Raw genomic sequence first — 21,871 nt, forward strand, 5'->3', positions numbered from 1 at the left:
ATGGTCGTAAGTATGACTGGCTTTGGCAGAGGAAAAAAGGAAGATGGTTCCCTAGCTGCAATAGTCGAAATTAAATCGGTTAATCATCGGTTTGCTGAATGCCAAATAAGAATGCCGAAACAGCTTCTATACTTGGAAGATAAAATAAAGAAAAAAGTAAATAAATATGTCCAAAGAGGACGTGCAGAAGTTTTTATTTCTATTGAAGGACAAAATCTTGTTAATCGGCATGTTGAAATAGACTGGACACTTTTAGACGAATATGTAAAGAATATAACGGCGATTAAAGATAAATACGAGATTAAAAACGAAATGACCTTTCAGGATTTAGCGAGAGAAGAGCTTATATCAATCATTGAAAAAGAAGCTACAAATGAAAATCTCGAAAACATATTGCTAATGGCTGTTGAAGCGGCGTGTATTCAATTATTGCAAATGCGAAGGTTGGAGGGAGCAGAGCTTGAAAAGGATTTAACTTCAAATCTGAGCAAAATCAATCAGCATGTAATAAAGCTAAAAGAATATGCACCAATCGTCGTACAACAATATAAAGAAAAATTGTCTAAACGAATGTTAGAATTTACGAATGGGCATTTTGATGAAATTAAACTTTTGACAGAAGTAGCCATTTTCGCTGATAAGATTGATATTAACGAAGAATTGATCCGTTTAGATAGCCATATGAATCAATTTGCACAAACGCTGTCAGCGAATGAACCGATTGGCAGAAAACTAGACTTCATTCTTCAAGAAATGAACAGAGAAGTCAATACAATAGGTTCGAAAGCAAATGATTCGTCCATTGCTGCCCATGTAGTAGAAATGAAAAGTTTGCTTGAAAAAATGAAAGAACAAGTACAGAATATTGAATAACTACTTTTTAGTGTGTGTTCAAAAAAGAGGACAAGACTTTTTGAACATCCTCGTTTAGAATAAGGCTCCCGGGGCCAAAATATATAACTGATACTTGGAGGAACCAAATGGCTATAAAATTAATAAATATCGGTTTTGGCAATATTGTATCTGCCAACCGAATAATCTCTATTGTTAGCCCCGAATCTGCCCCAATAAAAAGAATTATTCAAGATGCTCGTGATCGCGGATCTTTAATTGATGCAACATACGGCAGACGGACGAGGGCAGTCATTGTCATGGACAGTGACCATGTCATTCTTTCGGCAGTACAGCCAGAAACTGTTGCACACCGTTTAGATGACAGAGATGAAACTATTGATGAAGGGTAAGATTAAATAATGAAGGAAAAAGGTTTATTAATTGTTTTATCCGGCCCTTCTGGTGTTGGAAAAGGGACCGTTAGAAAAGAAATATTTTCACATCCTGATACTGCATTTGAATATTCTATTTCCATGACGACTAGAGCTCCTAGAGAAGGTGAGGTAAATGGAGTAGACTATTTTTTCAAATCACGTGAGGAATTCGAAGCTTTAATTAAGGAAGAAAAGCTTTTGGAGTATGCTGAATTTGTAGGGAATTATTATGGTACTCCTGTTGATTATGTGAGAGAAACTCTTGAAGAAGGCAAGGATGTCTTTCTGGAAATTGAGGTCCAAGGTGCTCGTCAAGTGCGAAAGAAATTTCCAGATGGGTTATTTATTTTCCTCGCTCCGCCCAGTCTTTCCGAATTGAAAAATAGAATTGTGACAAGAGGGACGGAAACGGAAGATGTCATCCTAAACCGGATGACTGTAGCAAAAGAAGAAATTGAAATGATGAATTTATACGATTATGTCGTGGAAAATGACGAAATCGAGCGGGCTTGTGAAAGAATTAAAGCGATTGTCGTAGCTGAACATTGCCGTAGAGAACGAGTTGAACCACGATATATTAAAATGCTGGAGGTAGAATAAATGCTTTATCCTTCTATTGATTCTTTAATGACAAAAATTGATTCAAAATATTCACTTGTATCGGTCGCTGCTAAACGTGCCCGTATGCTTCAAGTCGATGCTAAGCCTCAGCTTAGTAAGTATGTTTCACACAAAAATGTCGGCAAAGCATTAGAGGAAATCAATGCGGATGAGCTTCATTACAGACTTGCTAAAAAGCAAAAGGACGAAGCTTACGAATAAGACATCAAATAACAACCTTTAACAAGGTTGTTATTTTTATTTTTGACTCGGTAAACAGTGTAGATTGTTATTTAAAGATGAAAAAAACTAGTTCTTCTTGCATAATAAAGATAGAATTTCAGTGACAAGAGTGGAGGTCGAATGATGCTAGGCGGAAAAAAGATTCTTTTATGTGTAACAGGCGGCATCGCTGTCTATAAGGCAGCGGCTTTAACTAGTAAACTTACACAAGCAGGTGCAGATGTAAAAGTAATATTAAGTGAATCTGCACAAAAATTTGTTACACCCCTAACATTTCAAGCATTATCACGAAATGATGTCTATACAGATACATTTGATGAAAAAGACTCGAAGGTGATTGCTCATATTGATCTCGCAGATTGGGCTGATTTAATCTTAGTTGCTCCTGCGACAGCTAATACAATCGGAAAATTGGCAAATGGCATTGCAGATAATATGATTACAACAACCCTTCTTGCGGCGACCGCACCTGTATGGGTAGCCCCCGCCATGAATGTTCATATGTATCATCATCCGGCGGTTAAGAAAAACATGGAAACTTTGCGCTCATTTGGCTATCAATTTGTTGAACCTGGAGAAGGCTATCTTGCCTGTGGGTATGTAGGAAAAGGCAGATTGGAAGAGCCAGAGACAATAACAGAAATGATTATTACTCATTTTCAAAAATTAACCCAACCAAATCTTTCTGGATATAAAATCATCATTACAGCCGGACCAACTAGAGAAAAAATTGACCCTGTCAGATATATTACGAACCATTCCTCAGGAAAAATGGGATATGCAATCGCAGAAGAAGCTGTACAAGCAGGTGCGGAGGTTGTACTCATTTCTGGCCCTGTTTCATTGCCGGCACCGATGGGTGTTCAGCTCATTCGTATAGAAAGTGCAGAGGAAATGTATGAGGCAGTCATGGCTGAGTATCCAAATGCAAATCTTGTTATTAAAACAGCAGCGGTAGCTGATTACCGTCCAAAAATTGCCTATGATCATAAAGTGAAAAAAAAGCCCGGTGAAGAAGTATTAGAGCTTGAACGAACGAAGGATATTCTCTTAGAGCTCGGCAAAGCAAAAAAACAGCAAATTTTAATCGGATTTGCTGCAGAGACAGATCACATTGCTGATTATGCTCAAGCAAAACTGAAGAAAAAAAATGCGGATATGATTGTAGCTAATAACGTAAAAGCAGAAGGAGCTGGCTTTGGTACTGACACAAATATTGTGACATTATTCAAACGTGACGGTTCTTCTATTGAGCTGCCGCTAATGTCAAAGCAGGCAGTCGCTGCCAAAATAATTGAGGAAGCTTCTAACTTATTAAGGAATGAGCAGAAATGAATATTGCCAGCGTAATTGTTGATGTACCCGCAAGGCAAATCGACAAGACGTTTGATTATTTAATACCTGAGCATCTCTTAGGTGTGATTCAAATTGGTATGAGAGTCATCGTCCCTTTTGGTCCAAGAAAAATCCAAGGATTCGTCACAGCAATTAAGGGCGAATCAGCCTTTAAGCAATTAAAAAAAATTATCGAGCCAATGGATCTAACACCTGTATTAAATCAGGACCTTCTTGCCCTAGGGGATTGGTTAACAGAAACAACACTTTGTTATAAAATTTCGGCTTATCAAGTTATGCTCCCTGCTGCTTTAAAGGCGAAATATGAAAAAAAACTTCGCATAACTAAGGCGGCTAACCTTGAGAAACTTTTTGACGATATTCAAGGGATTTTCGCAAATCGCGATCATATCTTGTGGCAGGAAGCTGTTGAAAAGGGATTCTTGTCTGTTTTACAAAAAGAAGTAACAAAAGGGAATGTCGAGATTATATACGAAGTGAAAGAACGAGTGAAAAAGAAAAAGCGCAAAGTGGTTTTTACAAAAATAAGTAGAGATGAGCTTATTTCAGAGAAAGCGGGCTTAACGGCTCAAGCAATTAAACAACAGAAAGTATTAGATTTTTTTATTCAATATGGAAATGAGCCTATCGATGTACATGAACTTTTGGCTAAACTAGGGGTTACTTCCTCCGTCATAAATGGATTAATGAAAAAGGGAATTCTATTGCAAAAAGAAATAGAAGTATATCGTGATCCATATGAGGATAGAACATTTACAAAATCGAATCCGCTTCCTCTTACTGCGGATCAAGAAAATGCGATCAAGCCAATACTTGCTTCTATTCAGGGACATGAACATGCTAATTTTTTATTATATGGAGTTACAGGAAGTGGAAAAACAGAAGTCTATCTGCAATCCATTCAAAAGGTATTAGAAAAAGGAAGAGAGGCAATTGTACTTGTTCCTGAAATATCTTTAACTCCGCAAATGGTGAAAAGATTTAAAGGAAGATTTGGCGACCAAGTAGCCGTCCTTCATAGCGGTCTTTCAATTGGTGAAAAATATGATGAATGGCGAAAAATTCAACGACAGGAAGTTAAAGTTGTCGTCGGAGCGCGCTCAGCGATATTTGCCCCTTTTCAAAATTTGGGCATTATTATTATCGATGAAGAGCATGAGACAAGCTATAAACAAGAGGAAAATCCAAAATATCATGCCCGTGATGTGGCAATACAGAGAGCAGCCACTCATCGATGTCCCGTTATTTTAGGCAGTGCAACCCCTGCTCTTGAATCATTTGCACGAGCGCAAAAAGGGGTATATCAACTTTTATCAATGCCGAAAAGAATGAACAACCAAGCACTTCCTGCAGTGAAGATCATTGACATGAGGGAGGAGCTGAGAGAAGGCAACCGTTCCATGTTTTCGCGAATGTTGCTTGAAAAAATAAAGGACCGTTTGGAAAAGAAAGAACAGATTGTGTTGTTTCTAAACAAGAGAGGGCATTCTTCCTTTGTCATGTGCAGAGATTGCGGGTATGTAGTTAACTGTCCAAATTGCGATATTTCTCTTACGTATCATCGGTTTAATCAGCAGATGAAATGCCATTATTGCGGATATGAGGCACATGTTCCCGGGCATTGCCCTGAATGCCAAAGTGAGCATATCCGTTATTTTGGTACAGGTACACAAAAGGTTGAAGAAGAACTGGCAAAAATCCTGCCTGAATCAAGAGTCATTCGGATGGATGTTGATACGACGAGTCGAAAGGGTGCACATGAAAGACTGCTTGATCAATTCCAGGAAGGCCATGCTGATATTTTGCTCGGTACACAAATGATTGCAAAAGGACTGGATTTTCCAAATATCACTCTAGTCGGCGTGTTATCAGCTGACACGATGCTTCATCTGCCAGATTTCCGATCGTCAGAGAAAACATTTCAATTGTTAACCCAAGTAAGCGGCCGGGCTGGCAGACATGAGCTTGAAGGAGAAGTTGTTATCCAAACATACACTCCTGAGCATTATAGTGTCGAGCTTGCGGGTGATCAGGATTATCGACGATTTTATGAACAGGAAATGATGGTAAGAAAGCTTCACAAATATCCGCCATTTTACTTTATTTCCTTAGTAACGGTTAGTCATGAGGAATTAATGAAGGCAGTATCTGTAACAGAGAAAATTACCACCTATATTCAGTCCAAGCTATCTAGGGAAGCAATTTGTTTAGGACCAGTTGCTTCTCCGATACCTCGGATTAATAATAGATATAGATATCAATGTTTGATAAAATACAAACGGGAACCAGGTCTAGGTCATGCCTTGAAAAAAATGTTAGACCACTATCAACAGGAAATGAATTCAGGGGGATTGCAAATCTCGGTTGATGTGAATCCATTTATTCTTATGTAACGAGGGACAAATGCGCAAGCGCCTTGCTCACCCCCGACAAGCACAAGACGAGCCTCACGGGAAAGGTGTTTTATTACCTTTCTGGGAGGATTGGCTTGTGACCTCGAGGGGGTAGGCGCTGGAGCTGAACGAAGGAAAATCTACATCTAAAGTTATGAACCAAATAAAATTGGTTGAAAATAGATGAATAAGTAGTCATTGGAGGAACTAGATTGTCAGTCAGAAAAATAGTCACTTATCCTTCTGAAATATTAGAAGTAAAGTGTAAACAAGTGAAGATTTTTGATAAAAAGCTTGTAAAAGTATTAAACGATATGTACGATACAATGATTGAGTTTGACGGTGTTGGTCTTGCAGCACCACAGATTGGCCTTGATCAGCAAATTGCTATTGTCGATATTGACGATGATAGTGGCACAATTGAAATGATTAATCCTGAAATTCTAGAAACAAAAGGTGAACAGTTAGGACCAGAAGGATGCTTAAGCTTTCCTGATTTATATGGGGAAGTAAGCAGACCTTTTTATGTAAAAATCAAGGCTCAAGACCGAAAAGGGAGATTTTACACATTAGAAGCGGAAGACTTCTTAGCGAGAGCGATTTTACATGAAATCGACCATCTTGAAGGGATTTTATTTACCTCTAAAGTATCGAGATATTTAGAAGAAGCTGAGTTGGAAGGAGAGGGTGTCGAATGACGAAAATTGTTTTTATGGGGACACCGGATTTCTCCGTTCTAGTCTTGCAGCAAATCATTAAGGATGGATATGAGGTCATTGGCGTTGTGACACAGCCGGACCGCCCAGTAGGAAGAAAACGGGTGTTAACACCACCTCCTGTAAAAGTAGAAGCGGAAAAACACGGAATTCCTGTTTATCAGCCGGAAAAAATTCGCCAGAGAGCAGATCTTGATCAAATATTGGCTTTAAATCCTGATTTAATCGTGACAGCCGCATTCGGTCAAATCTTACCTAAGGAGCTATTGGACGCTCCTAAATTTGGCTGCATAAATGTTCATGCCTCACTATTGCCTGAATTAAGAGGCGGCGCGCCGATTCATTATTCAATCATTCAAGGTAAGAAAGTGACAGGCATTACAATCATGTATATGGTTGAAAAGCTTGATGCCGGTGACATCCTTACTCAAGTGGAAGTCCCGATTACAGAAACAGACACGGTTGGCACTTTGCATGATAAACTAAGTGAGGCTGGTTCTAAGCTATTATCAGATACTTTGCCGAAACTGCTGAATGGGGAATTGCAGCCGATTCCTCAAGATGACTTAAGCGCAACTTTTGCTTCAAACATCAAACGTGAACAGGAAAAAATTGATTGGTCGAAAACAGGTGAAGAGATCTACAACCATGTACGTGGATTAAACCCTTGGCCTGTCGCATATACAAGCTTGAACGGATCAGTTATAAAAATTTGGTGGACGGAAAAGGTAAATATTGATGCAAACGAGGCTCCAGGTACCATCATAAAAATAGAGGATGAAGCTCTTGTCGTCGCTACAGGCAATGACACAGCCATTAAGATTATCGAGCTGCAGCCTGCTGGAAAGAAAAAAATGACTGCTCAGCAATTTTTACGCGGAGCTGGGTCTCAAGTAACGGTTGGAGAACGTTTAGGAGTTGAGCAATGAAAAAGGAAATAAAGAAGAACGTTCGAGAAACGGCAATGGACTTATTAGAAATGATTGAAAAAAATCAGTCTTACAGCAATTTGCTTCTCAACAATTTTATTAATAAAAATAAAATTGATGCTAAAGATATTGGTTTGTTGACAGAATTGACTTATGGAACGTTACAAAGAAAAATGAGTCTTGATTTCTTTATGGCTCCCTTCCTAAAGGGGAAGAAAAAGATTGAGAGCTGGGTCATACAGTTATTGCGGCTCACACTTTACCAAATGATCTATTTAGATAAAATTCCAGACCGGGCTGCCATTTATGAGGCTGTTGAAATTGCCAAAAAGCGCGGTCATAAAGGAATTTCAGGTATGGTGAATGGCATTTTGCGCAGCATCCAAAGAGAAGGGGTACCATCATTTGAAGAAATTGCCGATCCATTGGAAAGACTAGCTACTGAAACAAGTCATCCGGTTTGGCTCGTTCAAAGATGGGCAGACCAACTAGGATTTGAAAAGACAAAGCAAATGTGCGAGCTTAATTTAACAGCACCGCTACAAACTGCAAGAGTTAACCTGACGAAGACGACAACGGAAGAATGCTTGGGCTTTTTAGAAGAAGAAGGGTTTCAAGTTGAACAAAGTCCTGTCATAAAGGAAGCAATCAAGTGTTACCGTGGAAACCTAGCCAATTCTAAAGCCTTTAAGGCTGGACTGATAACGATTCAAGATGAAAGTTCTATGCTTGTTGCCTATGCATTAAATATTGCCGAAAATGATAAGATACTTGATGCGTGTGCAGCACCAGGCGGGAAATCTACCCATATTGCAGAAAAGCTTGCAAAAACAGGTCAGGTCATTTCTCTTGATTTGCATGAACATAAAGTAAAGCTTATTAAGGAAAATGCGAACAGATTAGCATTAACAAATATAGAAGCAGCGGCTCTTGACAGCAGAAAAGTTCAGGAGCAATTTTCTAAAGAATCATTTGATCATATTTTATTAGATGCACCATGTTCAGGCCTTGGCGTCATGAGAAGGAAGCCAGATATGAAATATACAAAAAAGGAAGAAGATATTAATCATCTGGCAAATGTGCAGAGAAACTTATTACAAGCTGTTGCCCCTTTATTGAAAAAAGGTGGTAATCTAGTTTATAGTACTTGTACGGTTGACATGGAAGAAAATCAACATGTCGTCTCATCATTTTTAAAAGAAAATGCGGACTTCGAAGGTGATTTTCTAATGAAGGAGCGGATGCCTGAAGCGATCCGCCCGCTCATTACAGGATTTCAGCTTCAAATTTTGCCGCAAGATTTTGGATCGGATGGGTTTTTTATCGCCTGTCTAAGAAAGAAGGTTTAATATATTGGAACAAGCAACTACTAACAAGGAAATAAACATAGAACAAAAGCCGTCCATTTATTCTGTACAGCTTCATGAGTTGAAAGACTGGTTAAAAGAAAACAATGAAAAGGCGTTTCGTGCGGAGCAAATCTTTGATTGGCTTTATACGAAACGAGTGACATCCTTTGATGAAATGTCGAATTTATCAAAAGGATTACGCGAAAGATTAGCGAATTCTTTTACTTTAACAACATTGAAAACAATCATTCAACAGGAATCGTCAGACGGCACAATCAAGTTTCTATTTGAACTGCATGATGGTTATTCGATTGAAACAGTTCTTATGAGACATGATTACGGGAATTCTGTTTGTGTTACGACTCAAGTTGGATGTCGAATTGGCTGTACATTCTGCGCTTCCACTTTAGGCGGATTAAAGCGTAATCTAGAGGCAGGAGAAATTGTTGCTCAAGTCGTAAAAGTACAGCAGGCACTAGATGAAACAGAAGAACGCGTCAGCTCCATCGTTATTATGGGAATTGGCGAGCCATTTGATAATTATGACCAAATGCTATCGTTTTTGAAAATAGTTAATCATGATAAAGGATTAAATATTGGTGCCCGTCATATTACCGTTTCCACAAGCGGGATCATTCCAAAAATTTATAAATTTGCCGATGAAAATATGCAAATCAATTTTGCCCTTTCCCTTCATGCACCGAATTCGGAGCTTAGAAGCCGACTTATGCCAATTAACCGGGCATATAAATTGCCGGATTTAATGGAAGCGATTCGGTATTATGTGAATAAAACGGGCAGACGTGTAAGCTTTGAGTATGGACTATTTGGTGGGGTAAATGACCAAGTCGAGCATGCAGAAGAGCTAGCAAGATTAGTTAAAGGAATAAAGTGTCATGTCAACTTAATTCCCGTAAACTACGTCCCAGAAAGAGACTATGTAAGAACTCCGAAGGAACAAATTTTTAATTTTGAAAAAACATTAAAAAATCAAGGTGTAAACGTTACGATTCGCAGAGAGCAAGGTCATGATATTGATGCAGCATGTGGACAACTTCGTGCGAAGGAGCGAAAAGAGGAGACGAGGTGACGAGATGAAGGCTGTTTTTAAGACAGACCGAGGCAGAGTTCGTCAGCATAATGAAGATAGCGGCGGTTTTTTTCTTAACCAAAGCGGTCAACGCCTTGCCATCGTAGCAGATGGCATGGGCGGTCATCGTGCTGGGGATGTTGCAAGTGAAATGGCTTTGACTAATTTGCAGAAGCTATGGGGAGACACAACTGTAATTTCAACGGCTGACGAGGCTGAAGAATGGCTGAAAGTAAGTATTGAAAAAGGAAATACAGAGATTTACGAGCATGCACAAAAAAGCTCTGAATGTGAAGGCATGGGGACAACACTTGTCGCCGCTATTTGCACGAATCATTTTGCAACGATTGCCAATATTGGTGATAGCCGCTGTTATATAATGAACGATACCGGTTTTCAGCAATTAACAGACGATCATTCACTCGTAAATGAACTAGTCCGTTCTGGTCAAATTTCCAAAGAAGATGCTGAACATCATCCGATGAAAAATGTTGTTTTAAGAGCACTCGGAACTGAAAAAACAGTGAAAATAGATATTAAGACAATTATGTTTGAAGAGGAAGATCTCCTCTTGTTATGTTCGGATGGCCTTTCTAATAAAGTGACAGAAAAAGAGATGATCCAAACTCTAAAAAGCAAGCAAAGTTTAGAAGAAAAAGCTGTTTCGTTAATAGATTCAGCCAATAATCTTGGCGGGGAAGATAACATTACGTTAGTCATTGTTGAGTTTTTGGATAGTGAGTCTGGTGAAACCTCATGATGATTGGAAAAAGAATAAGCGGAAGGTATAAAATTCTTGAAATCATCGGCGGGGGCGGAATGGCTAATGTGTATTTAGCCCATGATATGATTCTTGATCGCGATGTAGCTGTTAAAATGCTTCGTCTCGATTTTGCAAATGATGAAGAATTTATTCGTCGTTTTCACCGAGAGGCCCAATCAGCAACTAGTCTAGCTCATCCGAATATTGTTAGTATTTATGATGTAGGGGAAGAAGATTCACTTTATTATATTGTCATGGAATATGTCGATGGACAAACATTAAAGCAATACATACAGCAAAACAGTCCGGTTCGAGTGGAAAAAGTAATTGAGATCATGAAGCAGCTCACATCAGCTATAGCACATGCTCATCAAAATCATATCGTTCACCGGGATATTAAGCCCCAAAATATATTAATAGACAGGCATGGAAATGTAAAAATCACCGATTTTGGCATTGCTATGGCTTTAAGTGCAACTAGTATTACACAAACAAACTCAGTAATGGGATCGGTTCATTATTTGTCGCCGGAACAGGCAAGGGGCGGCATGGCTAATCACAAGTCTGATATTTATTCCCTCGGCATTGTGATGTTTGAAATGTTAACGGGGAGACTGCCATTTTCAGGGGAATCTGCCATCTCAATTGCATTAAAGCATCTGCAATCTGAAACACCATCATTAAGAAGATGGAATCCATCCATACCGCAAAGTGTGGAAAACATTGTTTTAAAGGCAACAGCAAAAGATCCGTTTAACCGTTTTGAAACAGTTGAAGAAATGGAAGAAGATTTAAGCTCATCTTTAGATCCAGATCGCTTAGATGAAGCAAAGTTTAATATTCCAATTGATAATGATGCAACGAAGGCGATTCCAATTATTACAGATGAAGCTTCATATCCGAGCCATGATGAGACTGTTGTCCATGGTAAAGAATCAAAACCCGTAAATAATATCGGAGAGGTCAATCCGAAAAAGCAGGATAAGAAAAAGAAAGAAAAGAAAAAGAAGGAAAAGAAAAAGCGAAAAAAATGGCCAATCGTTTTAATTTCTACTTTTTTTGGTCTTCTTATATTAGCAATACTTGTGGTCTTTGTTCTGCCAGGGTTATTATCAACAAAAGATGTTACAGTTCCTGATTTAACCGGAGAAGAAATTGAAAAGGCCAAAGCTGAATTAGAATCAGCTGGGTTCAAAATTAATGTAACCAACCGCATAAACGATGAAGAAATTGCTGAAGGGCTAGTCATTAAAACTGAGCCAAAGGCTGGAAAAGCCGTGAAGAAAGGCACATCCATTGATATTTATGAAAGCTTAGGAAAAGAAAAGTTTGAATTAGCAGACTATACAGGCCGTCCATATGATGAGGTTGTACGATTATTAGATCGCGAAAACTTTAAATTTATTACGAAAAATGATGAATATGACGAGAGTAATCCTGCTGGTACGATAACAAAACAAAACCTCTTAGAAGGAGAATCAGTTGTTCCAGAAGAGGAGGAACTCATATTTACCGTAAGTAAAGGGCCAGCACCAATTAAATTAAAGGATTTAAGGGAGTATAACAAAAAAGCATTACAGGAGTATGAAGAATCAACTGGTTTGAATATTATCACATCAGAGGATTATTCAGATAATGTGTTAGAAGGGCATGTAATTTCCCAAGACCCTGCTCCGGGATCGGAAGTTTCAAAAGGAAGTAATGTAAAGGTAGTGCTTTCAAAAGGGAAAAAGGCCATTCCTCCGAAGACTAAGATGATAGAAGTCATGGTTCCATATGAACCTGCGGAAGAAGGTCAGCCACAGGAGGTTCAAATTTATATTCAGGACATGAATCATGTAATTGATGATCCTGAAATCATCGATTATATTACGGAAAATAAGACGTTCCGGTTTGAATTAATGATTGCACATGGTGAGCATGCTATATACCAGATTATAAGAGATGGTAGGATCTTTGATCAGCAGGCAGTTCCATTTGAATAATCATTAAGTAAGGATCGTGTAAACTATAAAATAAAGGCAAGGAGTGTGGCTATGCCTGAGGGCAAAATCATAAAGGCATTAAGCGGTTTTTATTATGTTTTAAGCGGAAATGAAACTGTGCAATGCCGTGGACGAGGAGTGTTTCGCAAGAATAAAGTGACTCCTCTAGTCGGTGACGAGGTTGTATTTCAAGCAGAAAATGATAAAGAAGGCTATATTTTAGAAGTAAAAGAGCGAAAAAATGAGCTTATCAGACCGCCGATCGCAAATGTAGATCAGTCCATCCTTGTATTTTCGGCAGTTGAGCCAAGCTTTAGTACAGCACTTTTAGACCGGTTTCTCGTATTGGTGGAATATAATCAAATAAAACCAATTATTTGTATTACGAAAATGGACTTAACGAATAGTGAACAATATGATGATATACAATCATATGCAAATGATTATCGACAAGCAGGCTATGAAGTCCTATTAACTTCTTCGGAAACGGAGGAAGGGATTAAAGATTTGTATCCATTTTTAGAAGGCGAAATCTCAGTGTTTGCCGGACAATCAGGGGTCGGAAAATCATCACTGCTAAATGTATTAAGACCGGATTTAGAATTGCGGACAAATGATATTTCTACACATTTAGGTAGAGGCAAGCATACGACAAGACATGTTGAGCTAATAAAAGTGGGCGACGGACTTGTTGCAGATACGCCTGGCTTTAGCTCACTTGAATTTACCGATATTGAGATGGAAGATTTAAATTTCTGTTTTCCCGAGATTCAACAAAAAAGCGAGGAATGTAAATTTAGAGGCTGTCTCCATTTAGCTGAGCCAAAATGTGCGGTAAAACTAGCAACTGAGAATAAAGAAATACCTGTTTATAGGTATGAGCATTATATTACTTTTTTACAGGAAATTAAAGAGAGAAAGCCGAGGTACTAGCAATGGTGAAAGTAGCACCTTCGATATTATCAGCCGATTTTTCTAAACTGGGTGAGGAAATAAAAGATGTTGAAAGAGGAGGAGCCGATTATATTCATGTCGATGTGATGGATGGGCATTTTGTCCCTAATATTACAATTGGTCCACTTATCGTCGAGGCAATCAGACCGGTTACAGATCTTCCTTTAGATGTTCATTTAATGATTGAGAATCCCGATCAATATATTGAGGCATTTGTTAAAGCCGGTGCCGATTATATAACGGTTCACGTAGAAGCATGCCGTCATTTGCACCGAACAGTTCATTATATTAAATCATTTGGCATTAAGGCTGGAGTAGTTCTTAATCCGGCAACTCCGGTAAGTGCCATTGAACATATTATTGAAGATGTAGATATGGTCCTTCTTATGACGGTGAATCCGGGCTTCGGTGGACAAAAGTTCATATCATCTGTCCTGCCGAAGATTTCCGCAGTCAAAAAAATGGCAGATGAAAAAGGATTAAATATTGAAATTGAAGTAGATGGCGGCGTAAATGTTGAAACAGCCAAGCTTTGTATCGAAGCAGGTGCAAATGTGCTTGTTGCAGGCTCTGCTGTGTATAATGAAAAAGATCGCGGAAAAGCAATTGCCGCAATAAAAGGAAATCTTTAATTATCTAAAAAGGGCTGACTCATTTCAAAAGGGTCAGCCTTTTGTCTAGCTTCAGCGCCTACCCCCACGAGGTCACAAGCCAATTGGCCCAGAAAGGTAAAGTACACCTTTCAGGGCCAATCGTCTTGTGCTTGTCGGGGGTGACCAAGGCGCTTACGCTTTTCTAATTTAAAATAGGTGGTTACTATGAATATTAATATTCTTGGAGGCGGACCAGTTGAGTTGCTGCCAAATTTAAATAAGTTTAATCATGATGATAATATTTGGGTGGGGGTGGATCGAGGAGTTTTTACACTTATAACGAAGGGCATCCTACCAGCGATTGCCTTTGGTGATTTTGACTCTGTATCGCAGACGGAAATGGCAGTGATTGAGGAAAACACACGCAAAATAAGGCAGTATAGGCCAGAAAAAGATGAGACAGATATGGAGTTAGCTTTAAACTGGGCCATTGACCAAAACCCAAAATTGATTCGGATATTTGGTGCAACTGGCGGAAGACTGGACCATTTTTTTGCCAACATCCAGCTTCTCATTAACCCGACTTTGCATAAAAAGGATATTCAAATTGAAATGATTGATCAGCGAAATATTGTCTTCGTGAAAGGACCTGGTACGTATTCAATTAAGAAAACTCAAGAACTTAAATATGTTTCGTTCCTTCCAATTACCCTTGAAGTCAGTGATCTTACGCTTAAAGGGTTTAAGTATCCATTAAAAGATAAGCATATTCCAATGGGTTCAACGCTATGTATTAGTAATGAACTTATTAGCGATAATGGGAATTTTTCATTTTCGAAAGGCATAATAATGGTTGTAAGAAGTAATGATTAAGATGAAAAATTATTAGTACTTATCTTTTTTATTTGAATAAGATGATAATGGTGAAGGATAAGATGTCTGTGTAAGATCGTGAGGAGGGACGCGTGATATGAGATTTTATACAATTAAACTGCCAAGGTTTTTAGGTGGGCTCGTACGTGCAATGTTAGGAACCTTCAAGAAAGACTAAATAACAAGTAAGTGAAATGAAGGAGCACCTAATTAAAGGTGCTTTATTGGATTAAAAAAAGACATCCTAAATTTCGGATGTCTCATTTTTTGTTTAGCTTTGGCGCCTAGAAGTTAACTAAGTCGCCGAAGCTTTTTTTAGTTAAACGCGTTCAACCTTACCGGATTTAAGCGCTCTTGTAGATACCCAAACACGTTTTGGCTTACCGTCTACAAGAATACGTACTTTTTGAAGGTTTGCACCCCATGTACGCTTGTTAGCGTTCATCGCATGGGAACGTGCATTACCTGTAGTTGTTTTTCTACCAGTGATTACACATTTGCGTGGCATATTATTTCCCTCCTTACACATAACCTGAAGCTATTTTTCATGCTTTCATTGCCATGTTAGATGACCATTTTTAATTTAATGTCTAAAAGAATCTAGGCATTAAAAGATACTTTAATAATTTATCATACAACCCTTGATATTGCAATAGGTGTCTGGCAAGAAAAAATCCTTGACATATACTTATGACTATTAAGCTAAAATAATGGGGAGGAGTAGCGCTTTCAAAATGTATTTGTATATAGTAAAATGTTTTTTAGAAAGGGAGAATTTCCAAGGGGGGAATAAAATTGTCCATCGAATTAAAAACGAAATTCGGTCAAATTGATATCTCGAATGAAGTTATCGCAACAATAGCTGGCGGTGCAGCAGTTGATTGCTATGGAATAGTTGGCATGGCCTCCAAAAACCAATTAAAAGACGGTTTAACAGATATTTTACGGAAAGAGAATTTTACTCGCGGTGTCATTGTTCGCCAGGAACAAGACGATGTACAAATTGATATGTATATTATTGTTAGCTATGGAACGAAAATATCCGAGATTGCTCACAACGTGCAATCAAAAGTAAAATACATCCTAGATAAAACTGTTGGACTTAGCACGGACTCGGTAAATATTTACGTTCAAGGGGTTCGTGTGTCGAACCCGTAGTGAGGAGGAAGACTTGTGTCAATTAAAGCAATAGATGGGAATCGTTTTGCAGAAATGGTTATTGCCGGAGCAAATTATTTATCCGCTAACGCCAATTATGTAGATTCATTAAACGTTTTCCCTGTTCCTGATGGTGATACAGGGACAAATATGAATTTGTCTATGACGTCAGGCGCGAAGGAAGTAAAGAGCAATATTCAAAGTCATATTGGAAAAGTCGGCGTATCGCTTTCTAAAGGCTTGCTAATGGGAGCACGCGGAAATTCTGGTGTTATTTTATCTCAGCTATTCCGCGGGTTCTCCAAAGCAATCGAACAAAGAGCCGAAATAAATAGCATGGAATTTGCTGTAGCCCTTCAAAGTGGTGTAGAAACAGCTTATAAAGCAGTTATGAAGCCTGTCGAAGGGACGATTTTAACAGTAGCGAAGGATTCTGCCAAGAAAGCAGTTCAAGTTGCAGCAAATGAGTCTAATCTTATTGCACTAATGGAAGCTGTAGTAAAAGAAGCAAAGGCGTCATTAAATCGTACTCCTGACTTGCTGCCTGTCTTAAAAGAAGTTGGGGTGGTCGATAGTGGCGGTCAAGGTCTTGTATTTGTATATGAAGGATTTTTAGCTGAACTTAAAGGGGAAAAGCTCCCTGATTCTCCTGTTGCTCTTGCGAAAATGGAAGACTTAATTAGTGCAGAGCATCACAAAAATATACATAGCTTTATGAATACGGAAGATATCGAATTTGGATATTGCACGGAATTTATGGTGAAATTCGAAGCGGACAAGCTTGCAAAAAAACCATTTTCTGAAGAGGCTTTTAGAATGGACTTAAGCAAATTTGGCGACTCATTATTAGTAATTGCCGATGATGAACTTGTGAAAGTCCATATACATTCCGAACAGCCAGGCGAATGCTTAACATATGGCCAGCGCTATGGCAGCCTTATTAATATGAAAATTGAAAATATGCGCCAGCAGCATACTAATTTAATTGAAGGAACTGCTGAACCTGCAAAATCAGCGGCAAAAGAGTTAAAAGAATATGGAATTGTAACAGTCTCCATGGGGGAAGGAATTGTTGACCTTTTCCGCAGCATTGGCGCAAATGCTGTTATTGAGGGCGGTCAAACAATGAATCCGAGCACGGAAGATATTGTGAAGGCGATCGAAGAGGTAAATGCCAAAAAAGTATTTATCCTCCCAAATAACAAAAATATTATTATGGCAGCGGAGCAAGCAGCAGAAGTAACTGATTTTGAAGTTGTCGTGATTCCTTCAAAAACAGTTCCTCAAGGAATGTCTGCCTTACTTGCTTTTAACCCAAGTGCTGGCATTGATCAAAATAAAGAAGGCATGACAGAAGCTCTTCAGCATGTAAAAACAGGTCAAATCACATTTGCTGTTCGTGATACGAGCATTGATGGCCTTGAAATCGAAAAAGACGATTTCATGGGCATTGCTGAGAGTAAAATCATCGTAAAAAATAAAGATAAAGTCCAGGCAGCTAAAGATCTTCTTGCAAACATGCTTGATGCTGATTCAGAAATTTTAACGATACTAAAAGGTGAAGATGCTTCTGAAGAAGATGTTGAAGCAATCGTTAGTTTTGTAGAAGCTGAATTTGAAGATGTTGAGATTGAATTGCATGATGGGAAACAACCATTATATGCATTCATTTTCGCTATCGAATAAAATGTAATCGCAACCTCTTATATTGTGTGAACTTAATACATCGAAACAATGAAAAGGAGGGGGCCATGAGGGGGCCCCTTCTTTTTTGGCTCGCTGGAGGTGAACTCTTTGTCAAATCAAAAAAATATATTAAATCAACTAAAATCCCTTCCAGTTACGGCTATTAAAGGGATAGGAGAAGAAACGGCTGAAGCTTTGACAGAAATGAATATTAGAAGTGTCACGGATTTATTAGGATATTTCCCGTATCGCTATGAGGACTATCGCTTGAAAGATTTAGCAGAGGTTAAGCATGAAGAGCGGGTCACAGTGGAGGGGAAGGTACATAGTGAACCTTCTCTTATGTATTATGGAAGAAAGCGTTCAAGATTGACTTTAAGAATTCTTGTTGGGAGATATCTCATTCAAGTAGTTTTGTTTAATCAGCCTTATTTAAAAAATAAAATCGCTATAAACGATACAGTTACGGTAACGGGAAAATGGGATCAGCATCGTCAAACGATTACAGCAAGTGAAGTAAAGATAGGTTCTTATACAAAAAGCAAGGATTTTGAGCCTGTATATGGCATTAAGGGGAAAATCACTGTCAAAGGCTTAAGACGATTTATTAATCTCGCTTTTTCTCAATTTGGAGCCGAAATCCAAGAAACTTTACCAGATGTATCTTTAACAAAATATAAGCTTATGAATAGAAGAACTGCGTTGCATATTATGCATTTTCCAACCGATCAAAATGAACTTAAGCAAGCGAGACGAAGGTTTGTGTATGAGGAATTCTTCTATTTTCAATTAAAAATGCAAGCTTTGAGAAAGATTGAGAGAGAACAGTCGAAAGGCATCGGTCAGCTATATAACCTTGAAAAGCTAAAAACATTTATTCAGTCCTTACCTTTTTCATTGACGAATGCCCAAAAGAGAGTCGTAAATGAAATACTTTCTGATATGAAGTCACCATATCGAATGAATCGGCTTTTGCAAGGTGATGTCGGCTCAGGGAAAACAGCTGTTGCTTCGATTGCTTTGTATGCAAGTAGAACTGCAGGTTTTCAAGGTGCTTTAATGGTGCCGACGGAAATTTTGGCGGAACAGCATGCAGAATCCTTAAAACTAATGCTGGATCCTTTTCAAATAAAGTGTGAGCTTTTAACGAGCTCGGTAAAAGGAAAAAGACGGAAGGAAATATTGCAGCTCTTAAAAAATGGGGAAATTGACGTCATCATTGGGACACATGCTTTAATTCAGGATGAAGTGGAATTTCAAAAACTTGGGCTTGTCATTACAGATGAACAGCATCGCTTCGGAGTTGAACAGCGCAGAGTTTTAAGAGAGAAAGGTGAAAGCCCAGACGTTTTATTCATGACTGCTACTCCTATTCCTCGAACATTAGCCATTACCGTTTTTGGCGAAATGGATGTTTCTGTTATTGATGAAATGCCTGCGGGAAGAAAAGCAATTGAAACGTATTGGGCAAAGCCTGATATGCTTGATCGTGTTCTCGGGTTTGTAGAAAAAGAACTGCATGCGGGCCATCAGGCTTATGTGATCTGTCCTCTTATCGAGGAATCAGATAAGCTTGATGTTCAGAATGCGATCGATGTTCATGCCCAATTAACTCACTATTTTAATGGCCGCTATCAAGTCGGCTTAATGCATGGGAGATTACATTCGGACGAAAAAGATACAGTCATGAAGGAGTTTAGCAATAATAAGCTCCAAGTGCTCGTTTCAACGACAGTCGTTGAGGTTGGAGTGAATGTTCCAAATGCAACGATGATGGTCATATATGATGCAGAGCGCTTTGGTTTAGCTCAGCTTCACCAGCTCCGAGGGCGAGTGGGGCGTGGCAGTGATCAATCCTACTGTATTCTTCTTGCCGACCCGAAATCTGAGGTAGGAAAAGAACGGATGAAAATTATGACTGAAACGAATGACGGATTTGTCTTAAGTGAGAAGGATCTTGAGCTTAGAGGACCAGGCGACTTCTTTGGCAAAAAACAAAGTGGACTTCCGGAATTCAAAGTCGCAGATATGGTACATGATTATCGTGCATTAGAGACTGCTAGAAACGATACAGCACAATTGATTCAAATGGAGCAATTTTGGGAAGCGCCAGAGTTTCTCATGTTAAGAGAGTATTTAAGGGATTCCGGGGTATTAGAAGGCGAAAAACTTGATTAAGGGCTTTGGTACAGTTACTGTGCCAAAGCTTTTTCCTTTGTTCAGAGCAGTCGCCTCCACTTTTATGCTTGCAATCTCGAGTTCCTAATCATATACTACTATTAGTACCTAGTCTTAATATCTGGGGCGGTGTAGATGATGCGAAGAAGTAAAAAAGAGCGGCAGGCGTTATTAACGCAAACGATAAAGGACAACCCTTTTGTTACGGATGAGGAGCTAGCAGAGAAATTCTCTGTAAGTGTCCAAACCATTCGTTTGGATAGGCTAGAATTATCGATCCCTGAATTACGTGAACGGATCAAGCATGTAGCTGAAAAAAGATTTGATGACGAAGTGCGCTCCTTGCCAATTGATGAAATTATCGGTGAAATTATTGATATAGAACTAGACAAAACAGCCATTTCTATTTTAGATATTAAAGAAGAGCATGTTTTCAAGCGGAATAAAATTGCTCGGGGCCATCATTTATTTGCACAAGCGAATTCGCTTGCGGTAGCATTAATAAATGATGAGCTTGCCTTGACAGCTAAAGCGAATATTCAATTCACTCGTTCTGTGAAACATAAGGAAAGAGTGATTGCAAAAGCAAAGGTTGTGAGCATTGACTCTGAAAGTGGCAGAACATTAGTACTCGTTTCAAGCTATGTGAACAATGAATTAGTTTTTAAAGGGGAATTTGATATGTATCGTTCCCACAAAATACAATAAAGGATGAATACCAGCATGAAAATAGCGATAGATGCAATGGGGGGCGATCATGCTCCTAAAGAAATCGTACTTGGAGCTATGAAAGCTGCTGCTGAATTTAATGACATACAAATTACCCTTGTCGGTAATGAAACAAAAATTAAAGAATATTTAACGAATCAGGAACGGATTGAAATTTTACATACGGATGAAGTGATCTTGCCGACTGATGAACCAGCTCGAGCAATACGGAGAAAGAAGAATGCTTCTATGGTACTCGCAGCTCAGCTTGTTTCTGATGGAAAAGCAGATGCGTGTATTTCGGCTGGTAATACAGGGGCATTAATGGCGGCCGGACTTTTTGTCGTAGGACGGATAGAGGGCATTGAAAGACCAGCCTTGTCCCCGACGCTGCCAACACTTGACGGAGAAGGATTCATTCTACTAGATGTGGGTGCCAATGTTGATGCAAAGCCTGAGCATCTATTACAATATGCCATTATGGGTTCTATTTATGCCGAAAAGGTTCGCGGCATTCCCAATCCTAGAGTAGGCCTACTTAACATAGGAACTGAAGAGAAAAAGGGCAATGAGCTTACGAAACATGCATTTGCGTTACTCCAAAACGCCAATGTAAATTTCGTGGGAAACGTTGAGGCACGTGATTTGCTCGATGGCGTAGCAGATGTTGTCGTAACAGATGGTTTCACAGGCAATATGGTTTTGAAATCGATCGAAGGCACAGCTCTGTCTGTTTTTAAAATGTTAAAATCAGCATTAACGAGCAGCTTCAAAAGCAAAATGGCTGCCGCTGTTTTAAAGCCAGATCTTGTCCAATTAAAAGCTAAAATGGATTATTCGGAATATGGCGGCGCTGGTCTTTTCGGATTAAAAGCACCAGTCATTAAAGCACACGGCTCATCAGATGCCAATGCTATTTATAATGCTGTTAGACAAACACGGAATATGGTTATGCATAATGTTTCGCAAACGATAAAGGAAGTCGTTGAAAAGGAAACTACGCAAGTAAAATGAAGTGAAAAAAGGAGA

Annotated in this window: 22 protein-coding genes; 21 read left to right on the plus strand and 1 reads right to left on the minus strand. The window is 38.9% G+C overall.

Annotated elements, in window-relative coordinates; all coding sequences use genetic code 11:
* From F7731_RS07515 to spoVM, 16 genes are all read left to right on the plus strand, one after another.
* Nucleotides 1–873, plus strand: coding sequence for a YicC/YloC family endoribonuclease (locus tag F7731_RS07515; protein WP_151534142.1), 873 nt, complete (start codon nucleotides 1–3; stop codon nucleotides 871–873).
* A gap of 107 nt (nucleotides 874–980) precedes the next feature.
* On the plus strand, nucleotides 981–1,244 hold the full coding sequence (remA, locus tag F7731_RS07520; protein WP_151534143.1) for an extracellular matrix/biofilm regulator RemA: 264 nt from the start codon (nucleotides 981–983) through the stop codon (nucleotides 1,242–1,244).
* A 9-nt stretch (nucleotides 1,245–1,253) separates the two neighbouring features.
* Nucleotides 1,254–1,868: a guanylate kinase gene (gene gmk / locus F7731_RS07525; RefSeq protein WP_151534144.1), complete on the plus strand. Its 615-nt coding sequence runs from the start codon at nucleotides 1,254–1,256 to the stop codon at nucleotides 1,866–1,868.
* Nucleotides 1,869–2,090 (plus strand): DNA-directed RNA polymerase subunit omega, encoded by a 222-nt coding sequence (gene rpoZ / locus F7731_RS07530; protein WP_151534145.1) that lies wholly within the window; start codon nucleotides 1,869–1,871, stop codon nucleotides 2,088–2,090. It abuts the gene before it with no gap.
* Between the two features lie 144 nt (nucleotides 2,091–2,234).
* A complete protein-coding gene (gene coaBC, locus F7731_RS07535; protein WP_151534146.1) occupies nucleotides 2,235–3,446 on the plus strand; it encodes a bifunctional phosphopantothenoylcysteine decarboxylase/phosphopantothenate--cysteine ligase CoaBC in 1,212 nt (403 codons plus the stop codon).
* Nucleotides 3,443–5,860, plus strand: a complete 2,418-nt coding sequence (gene priA, locus F7731_RS07540) for a primosomal protein N' (protein ID WP_151534147.1) — start codon at nucleotides 3,443–3,445, stop codon at nucleotides 5,858–5,860. Before coaBC ends, priA begins: the two co-directional genes overlap by 4 nt.
* 212 nt (nucleotides 5,861–6,072) lie before the next feature.
* On the plus strand, nucleotides 6,073–6,558 hold the full coding sequence (gene def, locus F7731_RS07545) for a peptide deformylase (protein ID WP_151534148.1): 486 nt from the start codon (nucleotides 6,073–6,075) through the stop codon (nucleotides 6,556–6,558).
* The gene (fmt, locus tag F7731_RS07550) at nucleotides 6,555–7,505 is read left to right on the plus strand and encodes a methionyl-tRNA formyltransferase (RefSeq protein ID WP_151534149.1); all 951 of its coding nucleotides are present in this window, start codon (nucleotides 6,555–6,557) and stop codon (nucleotides 7,503–7,505) included. Before def ends, fmt begins: the two co-directional genes overlap by 4 nt.
* A complete protein-coding gene (gene rsmB, locus F7731_RS07555; protein ID WP_151534150.1) occupies nucleotides 7,502–8,854 on the plus strand; it encodes a 16S rRNA (cytosine(967)-C(5))-methyltransferase RsmB in 1,353 nt (450 codons plus the stop codon). Before fmt ends, rsmB begins: the two co-directional genes overlap by 4 nt.
* A gap of 4 nt (nucleotides 8,855–8,858) precedes the next feature.
* Nucleotides 8,859–9,944 carry a dual-specificity RNA methyltransferase RlmN gene (gene rlmN, locus F7731_RS07560; RefSeq protein ID WP_151534151.1) on the plus strand — a complete coding sequence of 362 codons (1,086 nt, stop codon included), beginning with the start codon at nucleotides 8,859–8,861 and terminating at the stop codon, nucleotides 9,942–9,944.
* 4 nt (nucleotides 9,945–9,948) lie between these two features.
* Nucleotides 9,949–10,704 (plus strand): Stp1/IreP family PP2C-type Ser/Thr phosphatase, encoded by a 756-nt coding sequence (locus F7731_RS07565; protein WP_151534152.1) that lies wholly within the window; start codon nucleotides 9,949–9,951, stop codon nucleotides 10,702–10,704.
* Complete coding sequence (pknB, locus tag F7731_RS07570; protein ID WP_151534153.1) at nucleotides 10,701–12,692, plus strand: Stk1 family PASTA domain-containing Ser/Thr kinase; 1,992 nt, start codon at nucleotides 10,701–10,703, stop codon at nucleotides 12,690–12,692. The genes F7731_RS07565 and pknB overlap by 4 nt, the downstream gene beginning before the upstream one ends.
* Before the next feature lie 51 nt (nucleotides 12,693–12,743).
* Entirely contained in the window at nucleotides 12,744–13,625 is an 882-nt protein-coding gene (gene rsgA, locus F7731_RS07575; protein ID WP_151534154.1) for a ribosome small subunit-dependent GTPase A, read from the plus strand.
* Between the two features lie 2 nt (nucleotides 13,626–13,627).
* A complete protein-coding gene (rpe, locus tag F7731_RS07580; RefSeq protein ID WP_151534155.1) occupies nucleotides 13,628–14,278 on the plus strand; it encodes a ribulose-phosphate 3-epimerase in 651 nt (216 codons plus the stop codon).
* 186 nt (nucleotides 14,279–14,464) lie between these two features.
* Nucleotides 14,465–15,112, plus strand: coding sequence for a thiamine diphosphokinase (locus F7731_RS07585; protein WP_151534156.1), 648 nt, complete (start codon nucleotides 14,465–14,467; stop codon nucleotides 15,110–15,112).
* A 97-nt stretch (nucleotides 15,113–15,209) separates the two neighbouring features.
* The gene (gene spoVM, locus F7731_RS07590) at nucleotides 15,210–15,290 is read left to right on the plus strand and encodes a stage V sporulation protein SpoVM (RefSeq protein ID WP_151534427.1); all 81 of its coding nucleotides are present in this window, start codon (nucleotides 15,210–15,212) and stop codon (nucleotides 15,288–15,290) included.
* A gap of 141 nt (nucleotides 15,291–15,431) precedes the next feature.
* On the opposite strand, the gene rpmB is transcribed toward spoVM, so the two are convergent.
* Entirely contained in the window at nucleotides 15,432–15,620 is a 189-nt protein-coding gene (gene rpmB / locus F7731_RS07595; RefSeq protein WP_151534157.1) for a 50S ribosomal protein L28, read from the minus strand.
* A gap of 287 nt (nucleotides 15,621–15,907) precedes the next feature.
* Between rpmB and F7731_RS07600 the strand changes: the two genes are divergently transcribed.
* From F7731_RS07600 to plsX, 5 genes are all read left to right on the plus strand, one after another.
* The gene (locus tag F7731_RS07600) at nucleotides 15,908–16,270 is read left to right on the plus strand and encodes an Asp23/Gls24 family envelope stress response protein (protein ID WP_151534158.1); all 363 of its coding nucleotides are present in this window, start codon (nucleotides 15,908–15,910) and stop codon (nucleotides 16,268–16,270) included.
* Nucleotides 16,271–16,285: 15 nt separating this feature from the next.
* Nucleotides 16,286–17,956, plus strand: a complete 1,671-nt coding sequence (locus F7731_RS07605; RefSeq protein WP_151534159.1) for a DAK2 domain-containing protein — start codon at nucleotides 16,286–16,288, stop codon at nucleotides 17,954–17,956.
* 126 nt (nucleotides 17,957–18,082) lie between these two features.
* Nucleotides 18,083–20,134 carry an ATP-dependent DNA helicase RecG gene (gene recG, locus F7731_RS07610; protein ID WP_151534428.1) on the plus strand — a complete coding sequence of 684 codons (2,052 nt, stop codon included), beginning with the start codon at nucleotides 18,083–18,085 and terminating at the stop codon, nucleotides 20,132–20,134.
* Nucleotides 20,135–20,272: 138 nt separating this feature from the next.
* Entirely contained in the window at nucleotides 20,273–20,842 is a 570-nt protein-coding gene (gene fapR / locus F7731_RS07615; RefSeq protein ID WP_151534160.1) for a transcription factor FapR, read from the plus strand.
* A 15-nt stretch (nucleotides 20,843–20,857) separates the two neighbouring features.
* On the plus strand, nucleotides 20,858–21,856 hold the full coding sequence (gene plsX, locus F7731_RS07620; RefSeq protein ID WP_151534161.1) for a phosphate acyltransferase PlsX: 999 nt from the start codon (nucleotides 20,858–20,860) through the stop codon (nucleotides 21,854–21,856).
* Nucleotides 21,857–21,871: the final 15 nt, after the last annotated feature.

This window comes from Cytobacillus depressus (assembly GCF_008923245.1).
GTDB lineage: Bacteria > Bacillota > Bacilli > Bacillales > Cytobacillaceae > Cytobacillus > Cytobacillus depressus.

Coding starts and splice junctions, on each gene's coding strand:
- F7731_RS07515 (WP_151534142.1), top strand. CDS start 1: ATGGTCGTAAGTATGACTGGCTTTGGCAGAGGAAAAAAGGAAGATGGT.
- remA (WP_151534143.1), top strand. CDS start 981: ATGGCTATAAAATTAATAAATATCGGTTTTGGCAATATTGTATCTGCC.
- gmk (WP_151534144.1), top strand. CDS start 1,254: ATGAAGGAAAAAGGTTTATTAATTGTTTTATCCGGCCCTTCTGGTGTT.
- rpoZ (WP_151534145.1), top strand. CDS start 1,869: ATGCTTTATCCTTCTATTGATTCTTTAATGACAAAAATTGATTCAAAA.
- coaBC (WP_151534146.1), top strand. CDS start 2,235: ATGCTAGGCGGAAAAAAGATTCTTTTATGTGTAACAGGCGGCATCGCT.
- priA (WP_151534147.1), top strand. CDS start 3,443: ATGAATATTGCCAGCGTAATTGTTGATGTACCCGCAAGGCAAATCGAC.
- fmt (WP_151534149.1), top strand. CDS start 6,555: ATGACGAAAATTGTTTTTATGGGGACACCGGATTTCTCCGTTCTAGTC.
- rsmB (WP_151534150.1), top strand. CDS start 7,502: ATGAAAAAGGAAATAAAGAAGAACGTTCGAGAAACGGCAATGGACTTA.
- F7731_RS07565 (WP_151534152.1), top strand. CDS start 9,949: ATGAAGGCTGTTTTTAAGACAGACCGAGGCAGAGTTCGTCAGCATAAT.
- pknB (WP_151534153.1), top strand. CDS start 10,701: ATGATGATTGGAAAAAGAATAAGCGGAAGGTATAAAATTCTTGAAATC.
- rsgA (WP_151534154.1), top strand. CDS start 12,744: ATGCCTGAGGGCAAAATCATAAAGGCATTAAGCGGTTTTTATTATGTT.
- rpe (WP_151534155.1), top strand. CDS start 13,628: ATGGTGAAAGTAGCACCTTCGATATTATCAGCCGATTTTTCTAAACTG.
- F7731_RS07585 (WP_151534156.1), top strand. CDS start 14,465: ATGAATATTAATATTCTTGGAGGCGGACCAGTTGAGTTGCTGCCAAAT.
- spoVM (WP_151534427.1), top strand. CDS start 15,210: ATGAGATTTTATACAATTAAACTGCCAAGGTTTTTAGGTGGGCTCGTA.
- rpmB (WP_151534157.1), bottom strand. CDS start 15,620: ATGCCACGCAAATGTGTAATCACTGGTAGAAAAACAACTACAGGTAAT.
- fapR (WP_151534160.1), top strand. CDS start 20,273: ATGCGAAGAAGTAAAAAAGAGCGGCAGGCGTTATTAACGCAAACGATA.
- plsX (WP_151534161.1), top strand. CDS start 20,858: ATGAAAATAGCGATAGATGCAATGGGGGGCGATCATGCTCCTAAAGAA.